25 protein-coding genes are annotated in these 20,991 nt (G+C 69.8%); 11 read left to right on the forward strand and 14 right to left on the reverse strand.

What is annotated here, in order from left to right; translation table 11 throughout:
- Nucleotides 1-26 precede the first annotated feature (26 nt).
- Nucleotides 27-269 carry an anti-sigma factor gene (locus tag N8N77_RS04705; protein WP_261165032.1) on the reverse strand — a complete coding sequence of 81 codons (243 nt, stop codon included), beginning with the start codon at nt 267-269 and terminating at the stop codon, nt 27-29.
- Nucleotides 266-958 (reverse strand): sigma-70 family RNA polymerase sigma factor, encoded by a 693-nt coding sequence (locus tag N8N77_RS04710; RefSeq protein WP_396652780.1) that lies wholly within the window; start codon nt 956-958, stop codon nt 266-268. The genes N8N77_RS04705 and N8N77_RS04710 overlap by 4 nt, the downstream gene beginning before the upstream one ends.
- An 80-nt stretch (nt 959-1,038) precedes the next feature.
- Between N8N77_RS04710 and aroA the strand changes: the two genes are divergently transcribed.
- The 3 genes from aroA to bcp are packed head-to-tail and all read left to right on the forward strand — an operon-like array spanning nt 1,039 to nt 3,920.
- A complete protein-coding gene (gene aroA / locus N8N77_RS04715) occupies nt 1,039-2,379 on the forward strand; it encodes a 3-phosphoshikimate 1-carboxyvinyltransferase (protein WP_261165036.1) in 1,341 nt (446 codons plus the stop codon).
- Complete coding sequence (gene rsgA / locus N8N77_RS04720) at nt 2,376-3,422, forward strand: ribosome small subunit-dependent GTPase A (protein WP_261165037.1); 1,047 nt, start codon at nt 2,376-2,378, stop codon at nt 3,420-3,422. Before aroA ends, rsgA begins: the two co-directional genes overlap by 4 nt.
- Nucleotides 3,423-3,449: 27 nt before the next feature.
- Nucleotides 3,450-3,920, forward strand: coding sequence for a thioredoxin-dependent thiol peroxidase (gene bcp / locus N8N77_RS04725; protein ID WP_261165038.1), 471 nt, complete (start codon nt 3,450-3,452; stop codon nt 3,918-3,920).
- Nucleotides 3,921-3,929: 9 nt separating this feature from the next.
- Here bcp and N8N77_RS04730 read toward each other — a convergent pair whose 3' ends face one another.
- The 3 genes from N8N77_RS04730 to N8N77_RS04740 form a co-directional block, all read right to left on the reverse strand.
- Nucleotides 3,930-4,235 (reverse strand): hypothetical protein, encoded by a 306-nt coding sequence (locus N8N77_RS04730; RefSeq protein WP_261165040.1) that lies wholly within the window; start codon nt 4,233-4,235, stop codon nt 3,930-3,932.
- Between the two features lie 89 nt (nt 4,236-4,324).
- The gene (locus N8N77_RS04735; protein WP_261165042.1) at nt 4,325-4,978 is read right to left on the reverse strand and encodes a response regulator; all 654 of its coding nucleotides are present in this window, start codon (nt 4,976-4,978) and stop codon (nt 4,325-4,327) included.
- The gene (locus N8N77_RS04740) at nt 4,975-6,618 is read right to left on the reverse strand and encodes an ATP-binding protein (RefSeq protein ID WP_261165044.1); all 1,644 of its coding nucleotides are present in this window, start codon (nt 6,616-6,618) and stop codon (nt 4,975-4,977) included. Before N8N77_RS04740 ends, N8N77_RS04735 begins: the two co-directional genes overlap by 4 nt.
- Before the next feature lie 138 nt (nt 6,619-6,756).
- On the opposite strand from N8N77_RS04740, the gene N8N77_RS04745 reads away from it, so the two are divergent.
- Nucleotides 6,757-8,220 (forward strand): CitMHS family transporter, encoded by a 1,464-nt coding sequence (locus N8N77_RS04745; protein ID WP_261165045.1) that lies wholly within the window; start codon nt 6,757-6,759, stop codon nt 8,218-8,220.
- Between the two features lie 18 nt (nt 8,221-8,238).
- Here N8N77_RS04745 and N8N77_RS04750 read toward each other — a convergent pair whose 3' ends face one another.
- Nucleotides 8,239-9,036 (reverse strand): alpha/beta fold hydrolase, encoded by a 798-nt coding sequence (locus N8N77_RS04750; RefSeq protein WP_261165046.1) that lies wholly within the window; start codon nt 9,034-9,036, stop codon nt 8,239-8,241.
- A gap of 62 nt (nt 9,037-9,098) precedes the next feature.
- Entirely contained in the window at nt 9,099-9,599 is a 501-nt protein-coding gene (locus N8N77_RS04755) for a pyridoxamine 5'-phosphate oxidase family protein (RefSeq protein ID WP_261165047.1), read from the reverse strand.
- Nucleotides 9,600-9,720: 121 nt separating this feature from the next.
- Between N8N77_RS04755 and N8N77_RS04760 the strand changes: the two genes are divergently transcribed.
- Nucleotides 9,721-9,945, forward strand: coding sequence for a hypothetical protein (locus N8N77_RS04760; RefSeq protein ID WP_261165048.1), 225 nt, complete (start codon nt 9,721-9,723; stop codon nt 9,943-9,945).
- Between the two features lie 31 nt (nt 9,946-9,976).
- On the opposite strand, the gene N8N77_RS04765 is transcribed toward N8N77_RS04760, so the two are convergent.
- The 3 genes from N8N77_RS04765 to N8N77_RS04775 all read right to left on the reverse strand — a co-directional run bounded on the left by N8N77_RS04765 (nt 9,977) and on the right by N8N77_RS04775 (nt 11,695).
- Nucleotides 9,977-10,333, reverse strand: coding sequence for a DUF488 domain-containing protein (locus N8N77_RS04765; protein ID WP_261165060.1), 357 nt, complete (start codon nt 10,331-10,333; stop codon nt 9,977-9,979).
- A gap of 100 nt (nt 10,334-10,433) precedes the next feature.
- Nucleotides 10,434-10,952, reverse strand: a complete 519-nt coding sequence (locus N8N77_RS04770; protein ID WP_261165062.1) for a GNAT family N-acetyltransferase — start codon at nt 10,950-10,952, stop codon at nt 10,434-10,436.
- A gap of 140 nt (nt 10,953-11,092) precedes the next feature.
- Entirely contained in the window at nt 11,093-11,695 is a 603-nt protein-coding gene (locus tag N8N77_RS04775; RefSeq protein ID WP_261165063.1) for a GNAT family N-acetyltransferase, read from the reverse strand.
- Between the two features lie 267 nt (nt 11,696-11,962).
- Between N8N77_RS04775 and N8N77_RS04780 the strand changes: the two genes are divergently transcribed.
- From N8N77_RS04780 to N8N77_RS04800, 5 genes are all read left to right on the forward strand, one after another.
- Complete coding sequence (locus tag N8N77_RS04780; RefSeq protein ID WP_261165064.1) at nt 11,963-12,589, forward strand: hypothetical protein; 627 nt, start codon at nt 11,963-11,965, stop codon at nt 12,587-12,589.
- The gene (locus tag N8N77_RS04785) at nt 12,586-13,095 is read left to right on the forward strand and encodes a GNAT family N-acetyltransferase (protein ID WP_261165066.1); all 510 of its coding nucleotides are present in this window, start codon (nt 12,586-12,588) and stop codon (nt 13,093-13,095) included. Before N8N77_RS04780 ends, N8N77_RS04785 begins: the two co-directional genes overlap by 4 nt.
- A 34-nt stretch (nt 13,096-13,129) precedes the next feature.
- Nucleotides 13,130-14,368 (forward strand): MFS transporter, encoded by a 1,239-nt coding sequence (locus N8N77_RS04790; protein ID WP_261165067.1) that lies wholly within the window; start codon nt 13,130-13,132, stop codon nt 14,366-14,368.
- The gene (locus tag N8N77_RS04795; protein ID WP_261165068.1) at nt 14,316-15,086 is read left to right on the forward strand and encodes a MerR family transcriptional regulator; all 771 of its coding nucleotides are present in this window, start codon (nt 14,316-14,318) and stop codon (nt 15,084-15,086) included. The genes N8N77_RS04790 and N8N77_RS04795 overlap by 53 nt, the downstream gene beginning before the upstream one ends.
- A 107-nt stretch (nt 15,087-15,193) precedes the next feature.
- Nucleotides 15,194-15,349: a hypothetical protein gene (locus tag N8N77_RS04800; RefSeq protein WP_261165070.1), complete on the forward strand. Its 156-nt coding sequence runs from the start codon at nt 15,194-15,196 to the stop codon at nt 15,347-15,349.
- A gap of 151 nt (nt 15,350-15,500) precedes the next feature.
- Here the strand turns inward: N8N77_RS04800 and nrdF are convergent, their stop codons facing one another.
- From nrdF to nrdH, 4 genes are all read right to left on the reverse strand, one after another.
- Nucleotides 15,501-16,475, reverse strand: coding sequence for a class 1b ribonucleoside-diphosphate reductase subunit beta (gene nrdF, locus N8N77_RS04805; protein ID WP_261165071.1), 975 nt, complete (start codon nt 16,473-16,475; stop codon nt 15,501-15,503).
- Nucleotides 16,476-16,511: 36 nt separating this feature from the next.
- Nucleotides 16,512-18,674 carry a class 1b ribonucleoside-diphosphate reductase subunit alpha gene (gene nrdE, locus N8N77_RS04810; protein ID WP_261165073.1) on the reverse strand — a complete coding sequence of 721 codons (2,163 nt, stop codon included), beginning with the start codon at nt 18,672-18,674 and terminating at the stop codon, nt 16,512-16,514.
- Entirely contained in the window at nt 18,653-19,081 is a 429-nt protein-coding gene (gene nrdI, locus N8N77_RS04815) for a class Ib ribonucleoside-diphosphate reductase assembly flavoprotein NrdI (protein ID WP_261165074.1), read from the reverse strand. The genes nrdE and nrdI overlap by 22 nt, the downstream gene beginning before the upstream one ends.
- 72 nt (nt 19,082-19,153) lie before the next feature.
- Nucleotides 19,154-19,387, reverse strand: a complete 234-nt coding sequence (gene nrdH / locus N8N77_RS04820) for a glutaredoxin-like protein NrdH (protein ID WP_261165076.1) — start codon at nt 19,385-19,387, stop codon at nt 19,154-19,156.
- Nucleotides 19,388-19,766: 379 nt separating this feature from the next.
- On the opposite strand from nrdH, the gene N8N77_RS04825 reads away from it, so the two are divergent.
- The gene (locus N8N77_RS04825) at nt 19,767-20,990 is read left to right on the forward strand and encodes an MFS transporter (RefSeq protein WP_261165077.1); all 1,224 of its coding nucleotides are present in this window, start codon (nt 19,767-19,769) and stop codon (nt 20,988-20,990) included.
- Nucleotide 20,991 lies beyond the last annotated feature (1 nt).

Consider the following 20,991-nt stretch of genomic DNA (forward strand, 5'->3'; position numbering starts at 1 on the left):
GCCGACGCGGTGCCCCGCCGGGCCCGTCAGTGCGTGGCCTGGACCTCGCGCAGCCGCGCGATCACCTGCAGGCGCACCTGCTCCGGCGCCGCCTCGCGGCACGCGCGCTGCACGGCCTCGGTGAGCGTGCGCGACACGTGCGCCTCGTCGCGGCAGTCCGGGCAACTCTCGAGGTGCTCGCGGATGTCGGCGTACTCCGTCCTGCAGATCTCGTTGCGCAGGTACTCCTCGAGGTCGGCTCGCGCCTTCTCGCAGCCGCAATCGGTCATTTCGGTGCTCCCGTCGTGGCGGCCTGGATGCCCCGTTCGGCCGCATAGTCCCGCAGCAGGTCACGCAGCAGCCGCCGGCCGCGGTGCAGGCGGCTCATGACCGTGCCGATGGGGGTCTTCATGATGTCGGCAATCTCCTGATACGCGAATCCCTCGACGTCCGCAAGGTACACGGCCATGCGGAAGTCGTCGGGAATCGACTGCAGCGCGTCCTTCACCACCGACGCGGGCATCCGGTCGATGGCCTCGGCTTCGGCCGAGCGGCCACGCGTGGCGGTGGTGGACTCGGCACCGCCGAGCTGCCAGTCCTCGAGCTCGTCGATCGTGCCCTGGTACGGCTCGCGCTGCTTCTTGCGATACGTGTTGATGTAGGTGTTGGTGAGGATCCGGTACAGCCAGGCCTTCAGGTTCGTGCCCTGCGTGAACGACGACCACGAGGCGAAGGCCTTCACGAAGGTCTCCTGCACGAGGTCGGCCGCGTCGGCGGGGTTGCGCGTCATGCGCATGGCGGCACCGTAGAGCTGGTCCATGAAGGGGAGAGCCTGCTCCTCGAACTGCGCGCGCGGGTCCTCCGACGCGGCGGCGTCGGGGGCGGTGGCATCCTGATCGTCCATTGCGGGCCAGTCTAGGCTCCGCAGTTTCAGGTTTCCCCCGAGCTGGATGCGCGGAGCATCGAGCGCGATCGTCATCCGTTCCTCTCCTGTCCGTTGCCGAGACCCGGCCTGGCGGGACGGGTCCTTCGGCTCGGCGTGTCCTAAGGTGGAAACCGATGAGTGCGGACTGGTATTCCCCCGCCGATCCGGGCCTCGCCGCGAGGCGCGGAGAGTATGCCGCGCCCACCGCGGACGGGGAGCTGAGCGCGACGCTGACGATCCCGGGGTCGAAGTCGATCACAAACAGGGAGCTCGTGCTCGCGGCGATCGCGGAGGGACCGAGCCGCATCGTCGCTCCGCTGCACTCGGACGACTCCGCCCGCATGGTGGAGGCCCTCGCGGCGCTCGGCGCCGGCGTCGAGCGCGTCGACGGCGACAGCGAGTACGGGCCAGACTTCATCGTCACCCCCGGCGCCCTCAAGGGCGGCACGGTCGACTGCGGTCAGGCCGGCACCGTGATGCGGTTCGTGGCGCCGCTCGCGGGGCTCGCCGACGGCGAGGTGCTGCTGACCGCCCACGAGAGCGCCCTGCACCGCCCGATGGGCGAGATGATCCGCGGGCTGCGCGACCTCGGCGTCGACGTGGAGGACGACGGCCGCTGGTCGCTGCCGTTCCGGGTGCACGGTCGCGGGCACGTTCGCGGCGGCGAGGTGGCGATCGACGCCTCCGCATCGAGCCAGTTCGTCTCGGGGATGCTGTTGGCCGCGCCGCGCTTCGACGTCGGACTGCACCTGCGGCACACGGGCGCGCGCCTGCCGAGCCTGCCGCACATCGAGATGACCATCGAGGCCCTCGCACGCCGGGGCGTGCAGGTGGAGCGGCCCAGCGCGAACGAGTGGATCGTCCCTCCGGCGCCGCTGCGCGCCAAGGACGTGCACGTCGAGCCCGACCTGTCCAACGCCGCCCCCTTCCTCGCCGCCGCGATGCTCGCCGGCGGCAGCGTGACCGTCACGGACTGGCCGCCGCACTCCACGCAGCCCGGCGCCCGGCTCAGCGAGCTGCTCGCGCTCATGGGCGCCAAGGTCTCGCGGCGGGGCGGCGCCCTCACGGTCGCGGCCGGTCGTGGGATCCACGGCATCGACGTGGACCTGTCGGCGGTGAGCGAGCTGACCCCGACGTTCGTCGGGCTCGCGCTGTTCGGCGACGGCCCCTCCACGTTCCGCGGCATCGGCCACATCCGGGGGCACGAGACGGATCGCATCGCCGCGCTGGCGCAGAATGTGCAGGCGCTCGGCGGGTTCGCCGAGGAGCTGCCCGACGGCATCCGCATCGAGCCGCGCCCGCTGCGCGGCGGCGTCTGGCGGGCCTTCCATGACCACCGGATCGCGACGACCGGCGCGCTCGTCGGGCTCGCGGTGCCGGGCGTCGTCGTCGACGACATCGTCACCACGGCGAAGACGCTGCCCCAGTTCGTGGACCTGTGGGACCGGCTGCTCTCGGGAGGCACGCGGCGGTGAGCTGGCTGGACGACGTCGATGTCGACGAGGAGCCCGAGTTCGACGAGACCGACGTGCGCGTGCGCCCCAATCCCAAGGCGAACCGTCCCCGTACCAAGCGCCGCCCCGCACACGAAGACGCCACCGTGGCGCGCGTGCTGGGCGTCGATCGCGGCCGCTACACCGTGCTCGTGGACGAGGGACTGCCCGGCGAGCGCGAGGTGAGCGCGGTCCGCGCACGCGAGCTGCGCAAGACGCCGATCGTCACGGGCGATCGCGCGCGTGTGGTGGGCGACACCTCCGGTCACGAGGGCACGCTCGGGCGGATCGTCGGCATCGAGGAGCGCACCTCGCTGCTGCGTCGCAGCGCCGACGACACGGATCAGGTCGAGCGGGTCATCGTGGCCAACGCCGATCAGATGCTCGTCGTGGTCGCCGCGGCCGATCCCGAACCCCGCCCGCGCCTCGTGGACCGGTACCTCGTCGCGGCCCTCGACGCGGGCATCCGCCCGCTCATGGTCGTCACCAAGACCGACCTGGCTGATCCGGACCCGTTCCTCGAGCACTTCGCGGGGCTCGAGGAGCTGCGCGTGTTCCGCTCGTCGCGCGACGTCGCGCCGCTTGCGGAGATCGGAGAGGCGCTCGTCGGGCACACCACCGTTTTCGTCGGCCACTCCGGTGTGGGCAAGTCGACGCTCGTCAACGCCCTCGTGCCCTCGGCGGGTCGAGCGACCGGTCACGTGAACGAGGTGACGGGACGTGGACGGCACACGTCGTCGTCGACGGTATCGCTCCGGTACGAGGGCGAGGGCGGTTCGGGCTGGGTCATCGACACGCCCGGCGTGCGCTCCTTCGGCCTCGGGCACGTCGACCCCGAGAACATCCTCCGGGCCTACCCCGACCTGCTCGCCGTCGCCGAGGACTGCCCGCGCGGCTGCACTCACCTGCCCGACGCGCCCGACTGCGCGCTCAACGAGGCGGTCACGGCCGGCAGCCTGCCCGCGGGCCGCGTCGACTCGCTGCAGCGGCTGCTGGCGACCTTCAAGGACAAGCAGGACTGGTGATCGCGGGCGCCGATTAGGCTGGGGGCGATGACCACGCGCCTCGAACCCGGAACCCCCGCCCCCGACTTCACGCTTCCCGACCAGGACGGCTCGCCCGTCTCGCTGCGCGACCTGCGGGGACAGAAGGTGGTGCTGTACTTCTACCCCGCGGCGATGACCCCGGGATGCACCACGCAGGCATGCGACTTCCGCGACTCCATCGCGTCGCTGGCCGGGGCGGGCTACACCGTGCTGGGCGTCTCGCCCGACGAGCCGGCGAAGCTGAAGCAGTTCGCCGAGCGCGACGGTCTGACCTTCCCGCTGCTGAGCGACGCGGACACGGCCGTGCACGAGGCATACGGCACATGGGGCGAGAAGAAGAACTACGGCAAGGTCTTCATGGGGGTCATCCGATCCACGTTCGTCCTCGACGAGGACGGCATCGTCCGCACGGCGATGTACAACGTCAAGGCCACCGGCCACGTCGCACGGTTGCGCCGCGAGCTCGGCATCGACTGACGCCCGAGATCAGTCCACGGGCAGCAGCTGCTCCGGCGTGAGCACGATGCCGCCGTGCTCCACGGTCGAGCCGTTGAGCTCCATCAGCCACTGGCGGTTCAGCTCCGGCTGCTTTGCGCTGTCGAACACGAAGCGCAGAGGGATCGTCGGGTGCAGCCAGACGGTCGTGTAGCCCTCGTCGTCGGGGTGCACCCACGACACGCTGAAGCTCTCGCCGCGGCGCAGCTTGGTGAGGATCACCGTCTTGAGGTGCCAGAGCGTGCGGTCCTCGATGTGGATCGGCGGGTCGACGTTGTCATAGATGAACAGGCCCATGCGGCCCACGTTAGGAAGGGTTCGCGGCCGGGACAACCGGTCGTTCGGGGGACACGAGGTCCCGATGGGCTCGTCGGGCGGGCGCCTTGTCAGGTCGCCCGATAGCGGTGCTCGGGGCGACCGGCACTGCCGTACCGAAGCGAGACGGCCACGGCCCCCTGCGAGGCGAGAGCCGCCAGGTGGCGCTGGGCCGTGGCGCGCGAGACGCCGGCCCGCTCCGCCGCCTCGGCCGCGGACGCCTCGCCGCCGGACAGCGCCGCGAGCAGCAGCCTCCGGGTCTCGTCCCGCGCCGAGACCGACTCCCCGCCGCCCCGCGCGGCCGCGAGCGCGCGGTCGATGTCGGCCTGAGCCAGCGTCGCGTCGTCCCGCGCGAGCAGGTTGCGGAAACGCGCGTGGGCGCTGAGCCGGTCGTGCAGCGCGCTGGGCGGGAAGGGCTTCACGATGAACTGGAGCGCGCCCGAGGCGATCGCCCGTCGCACCGTGGCCGCGTCGTTCGCCGCGCTGAGGATGAACCGGTCGATGCCCGCCTCGCGTCCCAGCTCGATGCCGTCACCATCCGGAAGGTATACGTCGATCAGCAGCAGCTGCGGTGCCGCCTCGGCGATGACCCGCCGTGCCGTGGCCGCGTCCCTCGCCGGCGGCAGCGCGCGATAGCCGGGATGCGCATCGACGAGCTCTCGATGAATGCCGCTCACGCGGAAGTCGTCGTCCACGATCAGCACGCGCGTGGCGCCGTCCGTCATCCTGCTGCCCCCGCTCCGCTTCGCGCCGCCATGGCACCCGGTAACCGGGCGGCGAAGACCGCGCCATGCCCCTCACCCCTCGGCTCCACCAGCCACACCGCGCCGCCGCGGCGTCGGGCGAAGCGACGGGCCAGCGGCAACCCGATCCCCCGACCGTGGATCGCGTCGGCGGGCGCGTCGTCCTCACGACGCCGCGCGTTCTCGAACACGCGCTCGGGATCGTCGACGCCACGCCCGGAGTCGGTCACGGTGATCGCCAGCGTGTCGGCGTCGTCGAGGAGAGAGACCGACACCCAGCGCGGCTCCTCCCCCGCCACGGCGGCCGCGACGGCGTTGTCGACGAGGTTGCCCAGCACCGCCGCGACGTCCTCGGCTTCGGCCACCACACCCAGCAGCAGCGTGTCGTCTGAGAGGCGCAGCTCGACGCCGCGCTCGCGCGCTTCCGTCGCCTTGGCAGTCAGGAAGGAGGCCAGGAACGGTTCGGTGAGCCCGAGCTCCGACTCCTCGGGGATGGCGCCGCGATGGGCGAACTCCGCGATCATGCGTTCTGCCTCCACGCCGCGGCCGGCTGCGAGCATGCCCGCGGCGACGTGCATGCGGTTGGCGAACTCGTGGCGCTGCACCCGCAAGGCGTTGGTGGCCGAACGCACCGCCTCCAGCCGGCCGACCAGCGCGAGCACGTCCGTGCGGTCGCGCAGCACGGCCACGGCTCCCAGGTCGTCCCCGTCGTTCGTGGCGCGGCGCACGTCGAAGTACGCCACGCGGTCTGCGCGCACCAGCTCGCCCTCCACGCGGTCCTCCCCCGCGAGCACGCGCTCGATCGCACGCACGAGCCGGCGTGGCAGTTCGGCGTCGGCGACGGGACGGCCGGTGCGATCCGAGCCCCCGAACGTGCGCACGGCCGCCGGGTTGCAGGCGCGCACGATGCCGTCCGGCGACACCGCCACCACGCCGTCGTGCACCCCGTCGAGCACGGCCGCGCGGCTCTGCAGCAGCGCGTCCAGTTCGTCCGGCTGCACGCCGCGGGTCATCGTCTCGAGACGGCGACGGATGAGCAGCGCGACGGCGACGGCCGTTGCCGCCGCGACGGCTGCCACCCCGCCGACGACCAGGAGCACGGACGGCACGTCGTCGTACACGCGGGAGCGGGCGAAGCCCACGCTCACGAGGCCGACGACCGCGCCCGAGGTCTCGTCGACGATGGGCACCTTGGCGCGGGCCGATTCGCCGAGCGTGCCCTGCTGCCATTGCACCGTCTCCTCGCCGCGCAGCACGGCGGCATAGTCGGTGCTCAACTCGCGGCCGAGCTCGCCCGGCTCCGGGTGCGCGAGGCGCATGCCGGCGTCGTTGGCGATCACGACGAAGAGGGCACCCGTGCGCGCTGCGATCTCGGCGGCCTGCCGCTGCAGCGGACCGGAGGCGAGCTCGCCCGCGTCGAGGGGAGCACCGTGGGCGTAGCGGAGCACCGCCGCGGTCACCTCGTCGTCGCTCGCGACGGAGCGGGCGATCCCCAGCGCCGTCGACTCGGCCTCGGCACGCAACTGACCCACGGCGAAGGCGACGAAGGCCGCGAGGCACACGACCACGATCGCGACCGCCGCCCCGAGCTGCATCAGAAGCACCCGGGTCGCGAACCGCATACCGGCCAGTATGCGCCCTCGCAGCATGTGCGCATAACGCGCAGAAGTGTCGCAATGCGCGCTATTGCCTCCCGCGGGGGCGCGGGCTCTTAGCGTTCCTGCGGGGAAGGTCCCCCATCGCGAAGACAAGGACGTCAGATGCTCGTCGTACTCGGATTCGCCATGATCCTCACGTTCATGGCCCTGATCATGACCAAGCGGCTCACGCCCATGGTCGCGCTCATCCTCGTGCCCACCATCTTCGGCCTGTTCGCCGGCGCGGGGCTCGGCATGGGCGACATGGTGCTCGATGCGATCGCCGACATGGCGCCGACGGCGGCGCTGCTGATGTTCGCGATCATGTACTTCGGCCTCATGATCGACGTGGGGCTGTTCGATCCGCTCATCCGGCTGATCACCCGGCTCGTCGGCGACGATCCCGCGAAGGTCGTGCTGGGCACGGCCCTGCTGGCGGGGGCGGTGTCGCTCGACGGCGACGGGTCGACGACGTTCATCATCACCACCTCGGCCCTGCTGCCCGTCTACCTGCGCCTGGGCATGAGCCCCGTGGTGCTCACGTGTGTGGCCGGTCTCGTGAACGGCACGATGAACATCGTCCCGTGGGGCGGGCCCACCGTGCGGGCCGCCACGGCGCTCGGCGTCGACGCGGGCGACGTGTTCGTACCGATGCTGCCCTCGCTCGGCGCCGGGCTCCTCGTGGCGTTCGGACTGGCGTGGTTCCTCGGGCTGGCGGAGCGCCGTCGCATCGGCCGGATCGATCTCGACGCGCCGCGCGGAGACGGCGGTGCGGGCGCCCGCCCGGGACTGCGCTTCCCGCGGGCTGTCGAGGGTGTGGGCGCCCTCCCGGGGGCGCGCGCCGCGCTCGCCACGCGCAACGTCGTCACCGTCAAGGGCGCCGGCGCCACCTCCCCCGTGCGGGTGGCCGAGGACGAGCGCGACGCGGCCATGGCCGACACGGTGCTCAATCCGAACCGCGCGACCCTCCGCCCCCGCCTCATCTGGGTCAACCTCGCCCTCACGCTGGCGGTGATGGTGCTGCTCGTCATCGACGTGCTGCCGCTGCCATACGTGTTCATGATCGGCACCGGTGTCGCGATGCTCATCAACTTCCCGCGCCTGAAGGATCAGACCCACGCCATCGTGGCGCACGCGCCGAGCATCGTCGGCGTCGTGTCGATGGTCCTGGCCGCGGGCGTGCTCGTGGGCGTGCTGGACGGCACGGGAATGGTCACGGCGATGGCCGACTGGGTGGTCGACGTGGTGCCTGCCTCGCTCGGCCCCTTCTTCGCCGTCATCACCGGGCTGCTGTCGATCCCGATGACGTTCTTCATGTCGAACGACGCGTTCTACTACGGCATCCTGCCCGTGCTCGCCGAGAGCGCCGCGGCCTACGGCATCGCGCCCGTGGAGATGGCACGCGCGTCGATCGTCGGCCAGCCGGTGCACCTGCAGAGCCCGCTCGTTCCGGCGATCCTGCTGCTCGTCTCGCTCGCGAACGTCAACCTCGGCGATCACCACCGCAAGGTGCTGTGGCGGGCGCTGCTCGTCTCGCTCGTGATGCTCGTCGTGGGCGTGCTCGTCGGGACGATCCCGCTCGGCTGAGCGCGTTCCTCGCCGCGCTCACGCCTCGGCGAGGAACGCGACGCCGGCGCCGCGGAAATCCCGCGATCCCGGCGCGTTGAAATGATGGCGGCCGGGCACCTCGAGGAAGCGCCCGCGCGGCACCGCCGCGGCGAGACGCTTGGAGTCCTCCAGAATCGCGTCCTCCGATCCCGTCGCGAAGAGGATGGGCTGCGGCGGCGGATCACCGAGGTCGGGGTCGGCGTCCCCGAACCGCATGCCGCCGGCGAGCGCGACCAGCGCGCGCAGGTCGTTGCCCGCCACGCGCTCGGCGAGCGTGACGTAGTTGCGCGTGACCGGATCGGTCACCTCGGTGCCGTGCTCGGCGAAGGCACGCGCCTGCGCGAGGTCGAGCCGCCCGAGCGGACGGCCGTCGGGGATGCCCCCGAGAACCGCGCGCTCGATGCGATCGGGCATCGCCACGGCCGCGTGCCAGCCGACACGGGCGCCCAGCGAGTAGCCGGCGTAGCGGACCGTGTCGATGAGGTGCGTGTCGAGCGCCACCCGCACGTCGGAGACGAGCGCGTCCATGGTGTAGTCCGTCGGTTCGTGCGGCTTGTCGCTGGCCCCGTGACCACGCTGATCGATTCCGAGCACCCGGAAGCCCGCACGCAGCAGCTCACGGACCCAGCCCGTGGCCACCCAGTTGTCACGACAGCTCGACGCGAAGCCGTGCACGCACAGCACGACCGGCGCGTTCTCGTCGTCCCAGCCCCACGTGTAGGTGGCGATCCGGAAGCCCTCCTCGCTCATCACGAAGCGCGGATCGGGCAGGTCGGTGATCAGCGGAGCGGTCATGGGCCCATTCTCCCGCGACGGGTGCCCGCCGCCGTGCACGGCGGCGGGCGGCCGTGGCGGCATCACAGCTCGACCGTGCGGTTCTCTCCCACGTCGGGCTGGGTGCGCGTGACCGCGGCCTTGGCGATCTTGAAGGCCGACACGATCCCCGGCTCGTCCGATGCCCAGTACTCGGCCGATTCGGCCCGCACCCGGATGAGGGCGATGGTCGGGTCCTCGCGCCCCTCGGGGAACCAGGCCTGCACGGCGGGCGTCCAGTACTCCTCGACCTTCTGCGGGTCATGCACGATCTCGGCGTGACCGGCGATGGACAGATAGCCCTTGTTCGACTCGAACGCCGCGTTCACCGACGGGTTCGCCGCGATGTCGGAGACCTTCTCGCTCGGGTCCTGCGTGAAGAACCACAGGTCGCCGTCGAACTCGACGTCCTGCGCCGCAAGGGGGCGGCTGTGGAGGGCCCCGTCCGCGCTCACCGTCGTGAGCAGGGCGATCTTCGCGGCCTTCACGATCTTCCGGATGGTCTCGAGGTCGTCTTCGGTGGCGTCAGCGATCTCGTGCGTCATCGTCTCTCCCTTGCCGTCGCGCCGCCCGTGCGGCGGCGTCACGAGGAGGCTACGGAACGCCGCGGCGGGAGCCCATGCGGTTGACACCGCGGAAGGGAGGTGGCACGGCTAGCATCGAACGATGCCGACCTCGAAGCGCCGCCGGATCCTGGCCGCCATCGGCGCGATGCTCTTCGCGGGCGGCGCCGGCATGTCCCTGCTCTTCGCCGTCGCGGCCGTGTGGCTGCTCGTCGAGGGCACCGAGCCGGCCTGGATCGTTCTCGCGGCGACCGCCGCCCTCGCGGTGCTGGGCCTCGGGATCGTGAAGCTCACCGGCGTGCGGCTCGGCGACGCCCTCAACCTCTGATCGGGTCGTCCTTCCCCGGTGACCGGCGCGGTCATCCGTGATCGAGGAGATAGTCGCGCAGGACCACCGCGTGGTTGAGCTGGGGATCGCGGGCGCCAAAGAGAAGCGTGACGACGTCGTGGCGCGCTCGCAGCTCCTGAAGCTCCGCGACGGCCGGGTTGTGGTCGAGCTCGTCCCGATAACGGACAATGAACTCCGACCACTGGCCCGGGTCGTGCCTCCACCAGGTGCGCAGCTGCGGGCTCGGGGCGACGTCCTTCATCCATCCGTCGAGGTCCGCGGCCTCTCGCGTGACTCCACGCGGCCACAGCCGGTCGACGAGCAGACGAAAGCCGTCCCCGGGCGCGGCCGGCTCGTACACGCGCTTGATCAGCAGTCCGCCGGCCATACCGGTCGCTCCGTCATCGATGGTTCGGTCCCTGGGAACGTACCGCGCCCCGCCGCCGTGCGGAAGCGTGCTCGTCACCTCTTGGGTGGGAGTGCCGGCCTCAAGCGCCCACGCGCGTCGTGGGCGGGGGCACATCTCGCGCCCACGCCGCGACGTCCTGCCCGTCGGCGTGCACGATACCCGTTCGCCGGAATCCGTTGGCCTGAAGGACTCCCGGCGATCGCTCGTCGGACAGCAGCGTGTGCGCGGCGAGCCGATTCACGCGCGGTGAAGACTCCGCCAGAGCGATGAGTTCTGCGAGCGCCGCGCTCGCGTACCCCTGGCGTCGGAAACGCGGTGCGATCTCGTAGCCGACCTCCGCGACGCCGTCGGTGGGCGGACCGGCGAAGCCGCCGGAGCCGACGAGATCGCCGCTGCGCTCGTCCACAAAGAAGTACATCCACCATTCGGCGTTCGCCGGATCGTCGTGGATGGCCGCGCGGGTGTGTGGGATCGCCTCGGGGAACTCCGGCCATCCGTCGGGGATGCGGGCATCCAACAGCGTAGCGAGTTCGGCATGGGAGCGTTCGGCGGCCGCGAGGAGCTGCGGTGTCGCTCGAACGAGGCGGATGGTCGGCATGGTGGTCCAATCGATGCGGTGGTGGATGATCGTGGTGGCACGAGTCGCTCGCTGGCCGAAGACACCTCGATCCGGGCGCCCGCTGGCCGCAAGGCACGCCCTGGCGGCGCCAGCTCCGTCGCGATGAGCGGCGAGCCGGGTCACGCGGATGCGTCGTGCGTGTCCCGAGTGACCGTGTAGGTAAGGGTCGGGTTCGGCCCGGTGAGGCTGTCGCGTGAGGGTTCACGGTGGAACCCGTGGCGCACGGCGAGGTGCTCGGACGCCGCGTTGCCCGGGCTGATGAACGCGTCGACACGGTCGAGCCCGAGCTGATCGAACGCATACTGCAGCATCGCCGCGACGGCTTCGGAGGCGAGCCCCTGGCCCTCCCGGTCGCGCCGGATGACGTATCCGAGCTCGCCGTGGGTCGCAGAGGCGTGGCGCAGGTCGACCTCGCCGATGACCGTCCCCGAGGCGACCTCCTCGATCGCCAGGACCAGCCAGTCCCCCTCCCGGGGCGCCTCATGCTGCCGCACCTTCGTAGCCAGCGCGGCTGCCGTCTCGTCGACGTCGCGGACCGGCCACGGTAAGTACCGGGTGGTGTGGCTGTCGGAATGAAAGACGACGAGATCTCGCAGATCGTCCGTCCGGTGCGCCCGCAGCAGCAGGCGGGGCGTTCGGAGGGGCAGGCGCGGCCGCCATCCGTCATTCGCGCGCTCCCCGCTTGGCGGGCGCTCCGGTGCCGCGACGCCGTGCTCGTTCATCGTTCCCCCTCCGTCGGGACCGCGACGGCAACGTACAGAGCATGCCGCGCAGACGAAAAACCTACCGGATACGACGACGCACCGACGACCGCGCTTCCAAGCGATGCCGACCGACCGCGGCCGTCGAAGCCCACGCGACGACATGGCATCCTGGGGGCGCGCGGTCGAGCGCGGTTCACTCCGGCGTCCTCGCCATCATGCGAACGCGACGCACGGAGAGTGTCCTCCGCCTCACTCCCGGACCGCCGGAACGAAGGAGCCCTGTCGATGGAGGAGAGCCGGAAAGCGGCGCCGAGAACCGCGCGCGACGCGTTGCTCGAGGACCACGCGCAGGAACTGCGCTCGCAGGCCGCCGAGATGTTGGCGGAGACGGACCTCCTTGCGGTGCTGCGACGCTACGGCGATGTGGCGGTGATGGGCAGTTTCGTCTCCGACCTCATGACGCATCCCGAGATCGACATCGCCGTGCACGTCGGCGCCGCATTCACCCTGGCGCGCGCGCTCCGGGTGGCCGAGTCGCTCGACGGCGTGGTGCCGTTGCAGGCCCTGACCATCACGGATGAGCGCGGCGAGGCGTCACCGGGTGATGAACACGACGAGCGCTTCCACCTCGTCGCGGCCGCGTCGCACCGAGGCGTCGGGTGGACCCTCGACGTGTCGCTGTTCCTGCATGATGTCCACGCGAACGTGCGCGACTGGCATGAGAAGTTGCAGGGCTCGCTCACGCCGAATCAGCGCTCGCTCATTCTCGCGATCAAGTCGGCACTTCACGACGCGCCGGACTACCCAGGATCGCTCGCCATCTACAAAGCCGTCCTCGCCGGCCAGGCGAGCTCCGTGGATGATCTCCTCTCATACGACCGCCCCGCAACCCCGACCACAGGAGCACCGTGACCGTGACCGACACCTCACCGCCGGACGATCTCGCAGTGCGCGCCTATCGCCCCGATGACGCGGCCGCTACCTTGGAGATTTTCATTCGGGCGATCCTGCAGGGCGCCGCGAGCGCCTACTCCCTGGACCAGAGGCAGGCCTGGCTGGGCGAGGCCCCGCGCGCACCGCAGTGGAACCATGATCGGATGAACACCCGAACCTTCGTCGCCGAACGAGGCGGCGTGGTGGTGGGCTTCGCGGATGTAAACACCGATGGATACGTCGACCGCCTCTTCGTGCACCCGGCCGCGACCCGGCAGGGCGTGGGCGGCGCCCTCCTGCGACAGGTGCACCGGGTTGCGGAGAGCGAGGGTCTGAGCCGCCTGACCACGCACGCAAGCGAGGTGGCCCGGCCCGTCTTCGAGAAGGCGGGCTTCTCGGTGGTGCACGCGGAATCCGTCAGCCGAGGCGCGGTGCACCTCTCGCGCTACTTCATGGAGCGCACCCTCCCCGACGCGCGGAGTTGACCTTGACGTAACGTCAGGCCTCCACAATGCCGCCATGAGTCGCGCCGTGCCGTTGTTCCTCCTCGCCGACTTCACGAGCGTTCTCGGCAACTCGTTCATCGCGATCGCGCTGCCCTGGTTCGTGCTCGAGCGCACGGGCGACCCGGCGTCCGCGGGCATCGTCGCCGCGAGCACGGCCGCCCCCGCCGCGCTGGCGGCCTTCGTCGGCGGCTGGCTCGTCGACCGCGTCGGCCGGCGTCGGATGAGCATCCTGAGCGACCTGGGCAGCGCGGCGGCCGTTGCGGCGATCCCGTTCGTGGATGCGACCGTCGGTCTCACGCTCGGCTGGTTCGTGACGCTCGGTGTGCTGGGCGCGCTGTTCGACGTGCCGGGCATGACGGCGCGCGAGTCGCTTCTGCCCGATGTTGGCCGAGCGGGCGGGATCCCCCTCGATCGGTTGTCGGGCATCCGGGAGAGCCTGCTCGGAGTCGCCACCCTCGCCGGTCCCGCGCTCGCGGGTCTGGCCCTCACCCTCTGGGGGGAATCGATCGTGCTGCTCGTCACGGCCACGACGAGTGCCGTGGCAGCGGGGGCCACTCTGCTCATTCCGCGGGGCGTGGGCGCGCGCGGTGAGCGCTCGGGGCCGCGGGAGACCCTCGCCGCCCAGCTGCTCGGCGGGCTGCAGGTCCTCCGGCGGAACCGGACGGTGCTCGCGCTCACCGTGCTGAGCTGCGGGTCGATCGCCGTCGTCGGGCCGCTGCAGGCGCTGCTGCTGCCGATGTGGTTCTCCGCGGCGGACGCCCCCGGCTTCCTGGGCCTCACGCTCAGCGCGCTCGCGCTGGGCACGATCTGCGGCTCGCTCGCATACGGAGCGGCGGCAGCGAGGCTCAGCCGCCGCGGCGCGTACCTCATCTGTCTGGCGGTCATCACCGTCGGGATGCTGATGCTGTCCACGCTGCACAGCCCTGTCGTGCTGATGGCGGCGATGTTCGTGTGCGGTTTCGGGTCGGGCCTGCTCGCGCCCATCGTGCCGGTCGTCGTGGCGCACCAGGTGCCGGACTCCCTCCGTGGCAGGGTGTTCGGCATCCAGAACGCCCTGGTGATGATCGTCCACCCCGTCGCGATCGGCGGTGCGGCCCTGCTGACCGAGGTCGGCCCCGCGACGGCGTTCCTCGGGGTCGCGGGCGTGTGGGTCCTCGTGGCCGCGTACGGTGTGCTGGTGCCCGGCATGAAGAACCTCGATGACGCGAAGGAGATGGAACCCGCAGATGCTCACCATCGGCCAGCTGGCTGACATCGCCGGCGTCTCGGTGCGGACGGTCCGCCACTATCACCAGCTCGGCCTGATGCCGGAGCCGGAGCGGGACGAATCGGGGTACCGGCGCTATCGCTCGCGCGACGTCGTGCGGCTGCTGCGCATTCGCGCCCTTGCCGATGTCGGCATCCCCCTCGCGCGGATCGAGGAGCTTCTCGACGCGGAGACGCAAGTGGTGGAGGACATGCTCGGCGAGCTCGAGCGGGAGCTGGAGTCGCAGGTGCGGCGCCTGCGCGCGCGACAGGCGCGCATCGCGAGGATCCGCGGCACGGACCCGCGTCTGCCGCCGGCGCTTCGCGGCCTGGCGGCGACCCTGCGCGGCGCCGGCTTCGACGACGCGGCCATCGCGGCGGAACGTGACGCCATCCTGCTGGCGGAGGCGATCGGCGAACGAGGGACGCCCACGTGGACGATGGGACTGTTCTTCGCCGACTTCGAGGACCCCTCGCAGGCGGAGCGGCTTCTCGAGCTGTGGCGGCGCTTCGATGCCGTCGGCGACGACGACGCGGCCGAAGCGGAGGAACTGGTCGACGCCTTCTCGGAGCTGTTTCGCGCCCATCTGCAGGCCTCGGGCCGAGGCGCAGGCGCGCCGCAGCCACCGGATCCGCTGGGGCAGCTTCTCATCGCCGACCACGTCGCCAGCCTGCCCCGGGCGCAGCGCCGCATCGTCGAAGCGGTCAGCGCCCGCTTCGCCTGAGCGACACGGCCGGCGCCTCGCGCCCAGGGACCGCCCACGGTTCGCGGAGCGAATGCGCAGGCCCGCACCCTCGACTCCCCGCGGCGGCCGGCGTACGCTGCTTTCGCATGACAGATCGAGAGAACTTCACTCAGTCGCACAGCACGGATACGCGAGCGATCTGCGAGCGCCTGGACGCCATCCTCGCGATCCTCACCCGCATGGAGTCGCAGCAGCGCGACGAGGCCAGGTTCGGCCTGGACGGGCGCGACGTTCGCGTCTAGCCCCCCCTCCACGAGAGGCACCGGCGCGCGCCTGAAGCGCCATCCTCCGCGCAGGAGTCTCCGCAGCACGGCGAAGGCCCCGACCTACCGCCTCGCGAGGGAGGTGGCGGGTCGGGGCCTTCGCGGTCACATCACGGTGTGAGGGGCCCGGTCAGAAGTCCCAGTCGTCGTCCTCGGTGGCGACGGCCTTGCCGATGACGTACGACGAGCCCGACCCGCTGAAGAAGTCGTGGTTCTCGTCGGCGTTCGGCGACAGGGCCGAGAGGATCGCCGGGTTCACGTCGGTGACGCTCGAGGGGAACATCCCCTCGTAGCCCAGGTTCATGAGGGCCTTGTTGGCGTTGTAGTGCAGGAACTTCTTGACGTCCTCGGTGAGGCCCACCTGGTCGTAGAGGTCCTGCGTGTACTGCACCTCGTTGTCGTAGAGCTCGTACAGCAGCGAGAACGTGTAGTCCTTGATCTCGTCGCGCTTGGCCTGGTCGACCGTCTCGAGCCCGCGCTGGAACTTGTAGCCGATGTAGTAGCCGTGCACGGCCTCGTCACGGATGATGAGGCGGATGAGGTCGGCCGTGTTGGTGAGCTTGGCGCGGCTCGACCAGTGCATCGGCAGGTAGAAGCCCGAGTAGAACAGGAAGCTCTCGAGCAGGGTCGAGGCGACCTTGCGCTTGAGCGGCTCGTCGCCCCGGTAGTACTCCATGACGATCTGCGCCTTGCGCTGCAGGTTGGGGTTCTCGACCGACCAGCGGAAGGCCTCGTCGATCTCCTGCGTCGAGCACAGCGTCGAAAAGATCGACGAGTAGCTCTTGGCGTGCACCGACTCCATGAACGCGATGTTCGTGTAGACGGCCTCCTCGTGCGGCGTGAGGGCGTCGGGGATCAGCGACACCGCGCCGACCGTCGCCTGCACCGTGTCGAGCAGGGTGAGGCCCGTGAACACCCGCATCGTGAGCTGCTGCTCCTCGGGCGTGAGGGTGTTCCACGACTGGATGTCGTTGGAGAGCGGGATCTTCTCCGGCAGCCAGAAGTTGCCCGTGAGGCGGTTCCACACCTCCACGTCCTTGTCGTCCTGGATGCGGTTCCAGTTGATCGCCTGGACCTGATCCAGGAGCTTGAGCGTCTCCGTCATCGTTCTTTCTTCTCTCGGAATCCTCGTGTCAGCCGCTCAGAGCGTGCAGCTGACGCAGCCCTCGACCTCGGTGCCCTCCAGCGCCATCTGACGCAGGCGGATGTAGTAGATCGTCTTGATGCCCTTCTTCCAGGCGTAGATCTGAGCCTTGTTGATGTCGCGCGTGGTGGCGGTGTCCTTGAAGAACAGCGTCAGCGACAGGCCCTGGTCGACGTGCTGGGTCGCAGCCGCGTAGGTGTCGATGACCTTCTCGTAGCCGATCTCGTACGCGTCCTCGTAGTACTCCAGGTTGTCGTTCGTCATGAACGGCGCCGGGTAGTAGACGCGACCGAGCTTGCCTTCCTTGCGGATCTCGATCTTCGACGTGATCGGGTGGATCGACGCGGTCGAGTTGTTGATGTACGAGATCGACCCGGTCGGCGGGACGGCCTGCAGGTTCTGGTTGTAGATGCCGTACTGCTGCACCGACGCCTTCAGCTCGCGCCAGTCGTCCTGCGTGGGGATGCGGTGGTTCCGGAACATCTCCTTGACCTTGGCGGTCTTCGGCTCCCACACCTGGTTGATGTACTTGTCGAAGAACTCGCCCGAGGCGTACTTCGAGTCCTCGAAGCCCTCGAACGTCACGCCGCGCTCGATGGCGAGCCGGTTCGAGGCCCGCAGGGCGTGGTACAGCACCGTGTAGAAGTAGATGTTCGTGAAGTCGACACCCTCCTCCGAGCCGTAGAACACGCGCTCGCGGGCGAGGTAGCCGTGCAGGTTCATCTGCCCGAGGCCGATGGCGTGCGACTTGTCGTTGCCGTCCTCGATCGAGCGCACCGAGCGGATGTGGCTCTGGTCGCTCACCGCCGTGAGGGCGCGGATCGCCGTCTCGACGGTCTGACCGAAGTCGGGCGAGTCCATCGCGAGCGCGATGTTCAGCGACCCGAGGTTGCAGGAGATGTCCTTGCCGATCTGGTCGTACGAGAGGTCCTCGTTCAGCGTGGTCGGCGTGTTCACCTGCAGGATCTCGCTGCACAGGTTGGACATGTTGATCCGGCCCTTGATCGGGTTGGCCTCGTTCACCGTGTCCTCGAACATGATGTACGGGTAGCCCGACTCGAACTGGATCTCGGCGAGGGTCTGGAAGAACTTGCGCGCGTTGATCTTCGTCTTCTTGATGCGCGGGTCGTCCACCATCTCGCGGTACTTCTCGGTGACCGAGATGTCGCCGAACGGCACGCCGTACACGCGCTCGACGTCGTACGGCGAGAACAGGTACATGTCCTCGTCGTTCTTGGCGAGCTCGAACGTGATGTCGGGGATCACGACGCCGAGCGAGAGGGTCTTGATGCGGATCTTCTCGTCGGCGTTCTCGCGCTTGGTGTCGAGGAAGCGCATGATGTCGGGGTGATGTGCCGAGAGGTACACCGCGCCCGCACCCTGACGCGCGCCGAGCTGGTTGGCGTAGCTGAACGAGTCCTCGAGCAGCTTCATGACGGGGATGATGCCGCTGGACTGGTTCTCGATCTGCTTGATCGGGGCGCCCGCCTCGCGGATGTTCGACAGCAGCAGCGCCACGCCGCCGCCGCGCTTGGACAGCTGCAGCGCCGAGTTGATGCCGCGCGCGATGGACTCCATGTTGTCCTCGATGCGCAGCAGGAAGCAGCTGACGAGCTCGCCGCGCTGCGCCTTGCCGGCGTTGAGGAACGTGGGCGTGGCGGGCTGGAAGCGGCCGGAGATGATCTCCGCGGCGAGCTTCATGGCGAGGTCCTGGTCGCCGTCGGCGAGCGCGAGCGCAGTCATGACGACGCGGTCCTCGAAGCGCTCGAGGTAGCGCTTTCCGTCGAAGGTCTTGAGCGTGTAGCTCGTGTAGTACTTGAACGCGCCGAGGAACGTCTCGAAGCGGAACTTCTGCGCGTAGGTGAAGTCGTTGAGCTTCTGGACGAACTCGAACGGGTACTTCTCGATGACCGCGGCCTCGTAGTACTCCTTCTCGACGAGGTAATCGAGCCGCTCCTTGAGGGAGTGGAAGAAGACCGTGTTCTGGTTGACGTGCTGCAGGAAGTACTCGCGGGCCGCGCGCTTGTCGGCGTCGAACTGGATCTTCCCGTTCTCGTCGTACAGGTTCAGCATCGCGTTGAGGGCGTGGTAGTCCATGCCCTCGAACTTGACGTTGTGCTTGAAGTCCACGTCTGAGGTCACTGCTGCTGCTTCCACCATCGTTCCAATCCTTCGCTGACGCGATCCACGTCGTCGGCCGTGCCGAACAGTTCGAGCCGATACAAGTGGGGCACGTCGCACTTGCGGCTGATGATGTCACCGGCGATGCAGAAGCCCTCGCCGAAGTTGGTATTGCCCGCGGAGATGACCCCGCGGATCCCGCGTCGGTTGTGTTCGTCGTTCAGGAAGCGGATGACCTGCTTGGGCACCGCGCCGTTGCCGTCTCCCCCGCCGTAGGTGGGGGTGACGAGCACGTACGGCTCGTCGACGCGCAGGGGCTCGTCGAAGCGGTGCAGGGGGATCCGCACGGCCCGCATCCCGAGCTTCTCGATGAAACGTGCGGTGTTCCCGGATACGCTCGAGAAGAACACCAGGAGCGGCACCTCTGTCGCGGTGGCCGTTGCCATGATCTCCCCGGTTCTCAGCTTGGAGGGACGGTTCCTGAGCGCCGTCGAACGCGGCTCGGCCGCCGCGTCGCCTCAGGCGAGGCGGGCGGCGAGCTCGTCGATCTTGTCGGGACGGAAGCCCGACCAGTGGTCCTCGTCGGTGATGACGACGGGGGCCTGCATGTAGCCGAGGGCCTTGACCTGCTCGAGAGCGTCAGGGTCCTGCGACAGGTCCGTGACCTGGTACTCGATGCCCTTGGAGTCGAGAGCGCGGTACGTGGCCGTGCACTGGACGCAGGAGGGCTTGGTGTAGACCGTGATCGCCATGATGCTGTTTCCCCTCAAAATCTCTGCTGTGCCGGCGTTGCCTCTGCCGGGAGCTCAATACTACATATGGGTACCGACATTCGGATGCACCACAAGGGGTAGTAGTTACATCCATGTGATTTTCCACCGTCATCCACCGGTCCCCCACAGGTCTGTACACCGATTCCTCCACAGCCTCGCGGTCCGATCGCGGCCCGGAATCGCCTGATCCGCGGGCAATCGACACGGGCCCGGCGCCGCTGTCCACAGCCGGGACGATACGGCCGGCCACGGACACCGCATTTCCTGTGGAGAGGCGACGTCGGCGTGTCGTGGGCGTGTTGCCGTCGGGCCGGCCGCGCGGCACGCGCCCCGCGCGCGAGGGGTAGCGTTGACACCTGTGGCGGGGTACCGGGATCTTCTGCGCACGCGGGGCGTCGCGCGCATCATCGCAGCGCAGCTGACGGCACGATTCCCCGGGGGCATGATGTCCCTCGCCGTGCTGCTGCACATCGAGCACCTCACGCACTCGTACGGCGCCGCGGGGACGGTGCTCGCGGCGACGTCGATCGGCCAGGCGGTGGCCGGCCCGCTCACGAGCCGCTGGATGGGGGCATGGGGCATGCGCCCCGTGCTGCTGCTCACCACGGGCGTGCAGGCGGCCTCGCTGCTGCTCCTCGCCCTCGCGCCGCTGCCCGTGCCGGTGATGATCGCGTGCGGCCTCGTGATCGGTCTGTCGACCCCGCCGGTGCAGCCCGCCGTGCGCACCATCTATCCCAAGATGGTCAACGCCTCGCGGCTGACGCGGCTGTTCTCGCTCGACGCGTCGCTGCAGGAGATCATCTGGGTGGTGGCCCCCGTGCTCACCACTTTCGTCGCGATCCAGATCAGCACCGTCGCCGCTCTGCTCCTCATCATCGTGTTCCTGCTCGCGGGCGGGGCGTGGTTCATCTTCTCCCCCGAGGTCGGTCGCGTGCGCATCCCGCGCAGCCGCCATCCCCTCGGCCGCGTGCTGCGCAAGGCGCCCGTCATCCTGTCGACGGTCGTCGGCGTCGTCATGCTCGCGGCCATCTCGTCGCTGGAGACCGGTGTCGTCGCCGCCTACGGCGAGGGCGGGCTCGAGTCCGGGCTCATCCTCGCCGTGTTCGCGGCGGGCAGCCTCATCGGCGGCCTCGGCTTCGGGCACCTGCCGATGGGACCCTGGTCGGCCGCCCGACGCCTGGCGATCATGGCGTTCGGCATCGCGCTCACCCTCTTCTCCCTGAACGCGTGGTGGCTCGGCGTCTCGGTCCTCGTGGCCGGCATGGGCATCGCACCCGTCTTCGCCCTCACCTTCTCGATCGTCTCGGCGAGCGTGAAGTTCAGCGAGACCGCCGAGGCGTACGGGTGGTTGAACACCGGCCAGCTGATCGGCGCCGCGCTGGGGTCGGCCGTCGCCGGCTTCGTGATCGACGGCATCGGCCCTTCGGCGGCGTTCTGGGTCGCGACGGCGTTCGCGGTGCTGTGCGTGCTCGTCGCCGCGGCGTGCGTGCGCGGCTTCCCCGACCTGCGGGGGCGGGACGCGAGCCCCCAGCCCGACACGGGCATGATCCAGACGGTCACCGGCTCGTTCCGGATGCCCTGAG

It is taken from the genome of Microbacterium sp. Marseille-Q6965, assembly GCF_946151065.1.
Lineage (GTDB): Bacteria > Actinomycetota > Actinomycetes > Actinomycetales > Microbacteriaceae > Microbacterium.

What these genes read in the sequence shown, in the direction of transcription:
- nrdF (WP_261165071.1), bottom strand. Translation starts at nt 16,475, where the DNA reads ATGACGGAGACGCTCAAGCTCCTGGATCAGGTCCAGGCGATCAACTGG.
- N8N77_RS04760 (WP_261165048.1), top strand. Translation starts at nt 9,721, where the DNA reads ATGCCGACCTCGAAGCGCCGCCGGATCCTGGCCGCCATCGGCGCGATG.
- N8N77_RS04710 (WP_396652780.1), bottom strand. Translation starts at nt 958, where the DNA reads ATGACGATCGCGCTCGATGCTCCGCGCATCCAGCTCGGGGGAAACCTG.
- nrdI (WP_261165074.1), bottom strand. Translation starts at nt 19,081, where the DNA reads ATGGCAACGGCCACCGCGACAGAGGTGCCGCTCCTGGTGTTCTTCTCG.
- N8N77_RS04755 (WP_261165047.1), bottom strand. Translation starts at nt 9,599, where the DNA reads ATGACGCACGAGATCGCTGACGCCACCGAAGACGACCTCGAGACCATC.
- N8N77_RS04800 (WP_261165070.1), top strand. Translation starts at nt 15,194, where the DNA reads ATGACAGATCGAGAGAACTTCACTCAGTCGCACAGCACGGATACGCGA.
- N8N77_RS04765 (WP_261165060.1), bottom strand. Translation starts at nt 10,333, where the DNA reads ATGGCCGGCGGACTGCTGATCAAGCGCGTGTACGAGCCGGCCGCGCCC.
- N8N77_RS04705 (WP_261165032.1), bottom strand. Translation starts at nt 269, where the DNA reads ATGACCGATTGCGGCTGCGAGAAGGCGCGAGCCGACCTCGAGGAGTAC.
- N8N77_RS04745 (WP_261165045.1), top strand. Translation starts at nt 6,757, where the DNA reads ATGCTCGTCGTACTCGGATTCGCCATGATCCTCACGTTCATGGCCCTG.
- N8N77_RS04775 (WP_261165063.1), bottom strand. Translation starts at nt 11,695, where the DNA reads ATGAACGAGCACGGCGTCGCGGCACCGGAGCGCCCGCCAAGCGGGGAG.
- N8N77_RS04780 (WP_261165064.1), top strand. Translation starts at nt 11,963, where the DNA reads ATGGAGGAGAGCCGGAAAGCGGCGCCGAGAACCGCGCGCGACGCGTTG.
- N8N77_RS04735 (WP_261165042.1), bottom strand. Translation starts at nt 4,978, where the DNA reads ATGACGGACGGCGCCACGCGCGTGCTGATCGTGGACGACGACTTCCGC.
- nrdH (WP_261165076.1), bottom strand. Translation starts at nt 19,387, where the DNA reads ATGGCGATCACGGTCTACACCAAGCCCTCCTGCGTCCAGTGCACGGCC.
- N8N77_RS04740 (WP_261165044.1), bottom strand. Translation starts at nt 6,618, where the DNA reads ATGCGGTTCGCGACCCGGGTGCTTCTGATGCAGCTCGGGGCGGCGGTC.
- N8N77_RS04750 (WP_261165046.1), bottom strand. Translation starts at nt 9,036, where the DNA reads ATGACCGCTCCGCTGATCACCGACCTGCCCGATCCGCGCTTCGTGATG.
- nrdE (WP_261165073.1), bottom strand. Translation starts at nt 18,674, where the DNA reads ATGGTGGAAGCAGCAGCAGTGACCTCAGACGTGGACTTCAAGCACAAC.
- N8N77_RS04795 (WP_261165068.1), top strand. Translation starts at nt 14,316, where the DNA reads ATGACGCGAAGGAGATGGAACCCGCAGATGCTCACCATCGGCCAGCTG.
- N8N77_RS04790 (WP_261165067.1), top strand. Translation starts at nt 13,130, where the DNA reads ATGAGTCGCGCCGTGCCGTTGTTCCTCCTCGCCGACTTCACGAGCGTT.
- bcp (WP_261165038.1), top strand. Translation starts at nt 3,450, where the DNA reads ATGACCACGCGCCTCGAACCCGGAACCCCCGCCCCCGACTTCACGCTT.
- N8N77_RS04730 (WP_261165040.1), bottom strand. Translation starts at nt 4,235, where the DNA reads ATGGGCCTGTTCATCTATGACAACGTCGACCCGCCGATCCACATCGAG.
- aroA (WP_261165036.1), top strand. Translation starts at nt 1,039, where the DNA reads ATGAGTGCGGACTGGTATTCCCCCGCCGATCCGGGCCTCGCCGCGAGG.
- N8N77_RS04770 (WP_261165062.1), bottom strand. Translation starts at nt 10,952, where the DNA reads ATGCCGACCATCCGCCTCGTTCGAGCGACACCGCAGCTCCTCGCGGCC.